Annotated in this window: 4 protein-coding genes; 2 read left to right on the forward strand and 2 right to left on the reverse strand. The window is 65.3% G+C overall.

The window, feature by feature from the left end:
- Window positions 1–130: 130 nt before the first annotated feature.
- Window positions 131–1,123: a cyclase family protein gene (locus tag BLV20_RS22340; protein WP_092304621.1), complete on the reverse strand. Its 993-nt coding sequence runs from the start codon at window positions 1,121–1,123 to the stop codon at window positions 131–133.
- A 98-nt stretch (window positions 1,124–1,221) separates the two neighbouring features.
- Here BLV20_RS22340 and BLV20_RS22345 point away from each other — a divergent pair, with 98 nt between their 5' ends.
- Entirely contained in the window at window positions 1,222–2,136 is a 915-nt protein-coding gene (locus BLV20_RS22345) for a LysR family transcriptional regulator (protein ID WP_092304622.1), read from the forward strand.
- On the opposite strand, the gene BLV20_RS22350 is transcribed toward BLV20_RS22345, so the two are convergent.
- Window positions 2,121–3,029, reverse strand: coding sequence for a LysR family transcriptional regulator (locus BLV20_RS22350; protein WP_092304623.1), 909 nt, complete (start codon window positions 3,027–3,029; stop codon window positions 2,121–2,123). The genes BLV20_RS22345 and BLV20_RS22350 overlap by 16 nt on opposite strands.
- Before the next feature lie 146 nt (window positions 3,030–3,175).
- Here BLV20_RS22350 and BLV20_RS22355 point away from each other — a divergent pair, with 146 nt between their 5' ends.
- Window positions 3,176–3,598 (forward strand): DoxX family protein, encoded by a 423-nt coding sequence (locus tag BLV20_RS22355; protein WP_092304624.1) that lies wholly within the window; start codon window positions 3,176–3,178, stop codon window positions 3,596–3,598.
- Window positions 3,599–3,898: the final 300 nt, after the last annotated feature.

Raw genomic sequence — 3,898 nt, forward strand, 5'->3', positions numbered from 1 at the left:
AGACCCGCAGGGTCTCCAGCGCCCTCAAGCCCTCCACGAGCGTGCCGCTCGATCGCAGCCTGCGGCAGCGGCTACACAGCATCGAGCACCAACGGGTGCGGCTACAGGTCAAACGTCAAACCGCGGGCGCCTAGCGGATCGGCAAGGCAATCGGTCGAATCGGCGCCGCATCGGCACCGCGCAACTTCAACGACGCACCGATAAAGGCGAACTGGTACACCCGGTCCCGCGACAGGCCTTCGAGGTTGACCAGCTCCAGGATCGGCGCGCCCTGCATCGCCAGCAGGTAGGTGTGCAACGGCAGGTAGTTGCCCTCCACCTCCGATGGGAAGGTCTCGAAACTCAGGTTATCGGCGCCCACCACCATGGCGCCGCCCTCCTCCACCAGGAACTTCGCCGCGTCCAGGCTCATGCCCGGCGGGTTGGCCATATAGGCCTGGGCCTTTTCATAGTCGCGCATGCGCCCGGTGCGGATCAGCACCACGTCGCCCTTTTCCAGGCTGACCTTTTGCGCCTTCAACGCCTGTTGCAGGTCGGCCCGGGTCACCCGGTAATTGTCCGCCAGCATGTCCACGCCCTTGGCTGCGGCGACATCGATCAGCACCCCGCGGGCGACAATCGGCGGCAGTTTCTCGGCGCCAGTGACGTTCCAGCCACGGTCGCCCAAGTGCTGGTCGGCGCGAAAGCCGTTCCAGATCTTGCCGTCGAGGCCGAAGTGGTTGAGCGCATCGATATGGGTGCCCATGTGGGCATACATCGACACCGCCGAGCCGGTGTAGCTGACATGCCGGTTCATTGGCTCGCCGACCTGCATCGGGTCGGCGATCACATTGCCGTGCGGGGTGTGGGTCATCCACATCTGGTACGGCGGATCGCCCGCCGCCTGCCAGCTGGGCATGCCGACGAAATATTCCACCGCCAGGTCGTAGGCCTGGCTGCCACTGACCCGGGCCATGATCGCCGCGCGGGACTGCTCGGTGATCAGGTTCAGGCGGCCGATCTCATCCTTCGGCCCCCAGGGGCTGACACCGACTTCGGCCTGGGGCGCGGCGCCGCACAGCGTACTGAACAGCGACAAGGCGGCCAGGCCGGGGATGACACGCAACAAACGGGAAATAGCCATGACGACACTCCTGTGAAATGAAGTGCCCATGGTATGGATTAACAATTCGGCGATAATCCGCCGTTTCGTTAAGACATATTCAACCCAGGAGAAACAATATGGATGTGCTGGCAGCCATGCGCACCTTTCGCCGAGTGGTGGAGCGCGCCAGCTTCAGCCTCGCGGCCAACGACCTGGGGCAATCCACCGCTGCGGTCAGCAAGCAGGTGCGCCAGCTGGAGGAACACCTGGGCAGCCTGTTGCTGCTGCGCACCACGCGCCGCATGAGCCTGTCGGACGCCGGCCAGGCCTACTTCAGCGAGTGCTGCCACTTGCTCGACGAACTGGCGGCCCTGGAATGCGCGACTCGCGCCGGCACTCGTGAGCCGGGCGGCCGCCTGCGGGTCAACGCGCCGCTGTCGTTCGGCCTCAAGGTGCTGTCGCCGATCCTGGCCGACTTCATGCGGCGCTACCCGCAATTTCGCATCGACCTGACCCTCGACGACCGCCTGCTGGATGTGGTGAGCGAAGGCTTCGACGTGTCGCTGCGGATTCGCCGACAGTTGAGCGACTCGTCGCTGATCGCCCGGCGCCTGGGGGAAATCGAACAGTTGATCTGCGCCGCCCCGGCCTACCTGCAGGCCAATGGCAGCCCGCAGACCGTCGACCAGCTGCGCGACCACAGCTGCCTGGCCTATCGCCTGGCCGAGCATCCCGGCCACTGGCAACTGGAAGGCCCGCAAGGCAGCAGCCGCCTGGAACTGCCGGTGCGCTTTGCCGTGGACAACAGCCTGATGCTCAGCGACATGCTCCAGGCCGGGCTGGGTATTGGCGCCCTGCCCTCATTCATCGCCCAGCCGCTGCTCGACAGCGGCCAGTTGCAACGGGTCCTGCCCTGTTATTCCATGCCGCGCCGGACCATCTACGCGGTGTATGCCAGCAATCGCCATGTGTCGCAGAAAATCCGCTTCTTCGTCGACTTCCTGGCCCAGGCCCTAGGCCCTGGCGCAGAGGCCGATCAGGCCGCGGACTGAGCCTGGGCGGCCAACCGTTCGATCAGCCAGGACGCCGCCGGCCCCGGCGGCGTGTCGATGCGGTGAATGGCGTCGAAGCCGTAAGGCAGGCTCTGCCCCCCTGGCAGATCGAGCTTGACCAGGCGGCCGCTGGCCAGATCTTCCTCGACCATCGGCAGCGGCATGTTGCCCCAGCCGACGCCTTCCCTGAGCAGCATATGCTTGGAACCCAGGTCCGCCAGGCGCCAGCTGTGGGTGCCGACCACGCCGAAATCCTGGTTGCGCGTCAGCTCGGAACGGTCCGACAGCACCAGCTGCACATGCTCGCGGCCGGCCCCCGGCAGGTTGACCGACGCCTGCGCCAGCGGATGGTCAGGGGCGGCGACCGGGATCAGCGTGACGAAGCCGGCCTCCACCCGCTCGATACCCGCGATGTTGCGATGCATCATGCCGCTGACGCCGACCGTGGCGCGCCCTTCCAGCACCATCTGCGTCACCGCGCCCAACGCCTCCATATGCAGGTGCAGCTGCACGGTGGGGAACTCGGCGCGAAAGCTTTTCAGCGCATCGACGATGCGCGCCGCCGGGAACATCACGTCGATCACCAAATGGATCTCCGCTTCCAGCCCTTGCAGCAATCCCTTGACCTTGGCCCGCAGGCCGTCGATACCGTTGTAGATGCTCCGCGCCTCGGCCAGCACCGTGCGCCCGGCCTCGGTGAGCTGGGGTTTGCGGGTGGTCTTGCGGTCGAACAGGCTGACCCCCAGTTGCAGCTCCAGGTTGGCCATGGAATAGCTGATTACCGAGGTCGCGCGATGCAGCTTGCGCGCCGCGCCGGCGAAGCTGCCGACCTCGACGATGGTGAGGAAGATGCGCAGTTGATCGAGGGTCGGTGTGCCGGGGTTGCTGGACATGCTGGTTTCTCGCCAATACTTCGTTCTAGAAAATCGAACCTGATACTCGAAATTATTCGGCTATTGCGTTCATAACGCCAGTGGCAAACTTCTCTCCATCGCGGCGCACCAAGGTGGTGAGGCCGAACCCACTGAGAGAATCCAGCATGTCCACACTGACCAACACCCTGTCCGCTACCTCGAACAGCAACGCCAGCATCAGCCTGATCGGGCGCGTCCTGCTCAGCGCGATCTTCATCCTTTCCGGCTTCTCGAAAATCGCCGCGCCGGCCGCCATGGTCGGCTACATCGAATCGGTCGGCCTGCCCTTCCCGCAACTGGCCCTGGGCATCGCCATCGCCGTGGAACTGGGTGGCGGCCTGCTGCTGATCGCCGGCTACCGCACCCGCCTGGTCGCCCTGGGCCTGGCCGTGTTCAGCGTGGCGACCGCCCTGGCCTTCCACAACAACCTGGGCGACCAGAACCAGTTCATCCACTTCTTCAAGAACATCGCCATGGCCGGCGGCCTGCTGCAAGTGGTGGCCTTCGGCGCCGGTCGCTTCAGCCTGGATGCCCGCCGCCAGGGCTAACCCAGCCCGTAGGAGCGAAGCTTGCTCGCGATACCCCCCACGCGGTCCACCTGATGGACCGCGTTTTCGTTGTTCGCGGGCAAGCCTCGCTCCTACTCCGTTTCGACCCACCCCGTAGGAGCGAAGCTTGCTCGCGATTGCCCCCACGCGGTCCATCTGACGGACCGCGTTTTCGTTGTTCGCGGGCAAGCCTCGCTCCTACGCCGTTTCGACCCGCCACCGTAGGAGCGAAGCTTGCTCGCGATAGCCCCCACGCGGTCCACCTGACGGACCGCGTTTTCGTTGTTCGCGGGCAAGCCT

The sequence above is a fragment of the Pseudomonas sp. NFIX28 genome, from assembly GCF_900107395.1.
Lineage (GTDB): Bacteria > Pseudomonadota > Gammaproteobacteria > Pseudomonadales > Pseudomonadaceae > Aquipseudomonas.

Bases quoted from the DNA above. Each gene is read 5' to 3' on its own strand.
- BLV20_RS22355 (WP_092304624.1), top strand. From the start codon at position 3,176: ATGTCCACACTGACCAACACCCTGTCCGCTACCTCGAACAGCAACGCC.
- BLV20_RS22350 (WP_092304623.1), bottom strand. From the start codon at position 3,029: ATGTCCAGCAACCCCGGCACACCGACCCTCGATCAACTGCGCATCTTC.
- BLV20_RS22345 (WP_092304622.1), top strand. From the start codon at position 1,222: ATGGATGTGCTGGCAGCCATGCGCACCTTTCGCCGAGTGGTGGAGCGC.
- BLV20_RS22340 (WP_092304621.1), bottom strand. From the start codon at position 1,123: ATGGCTATTTCCCGTTTGTTGCGTGTCATCCCCGGCCTGGCCGCCTTG.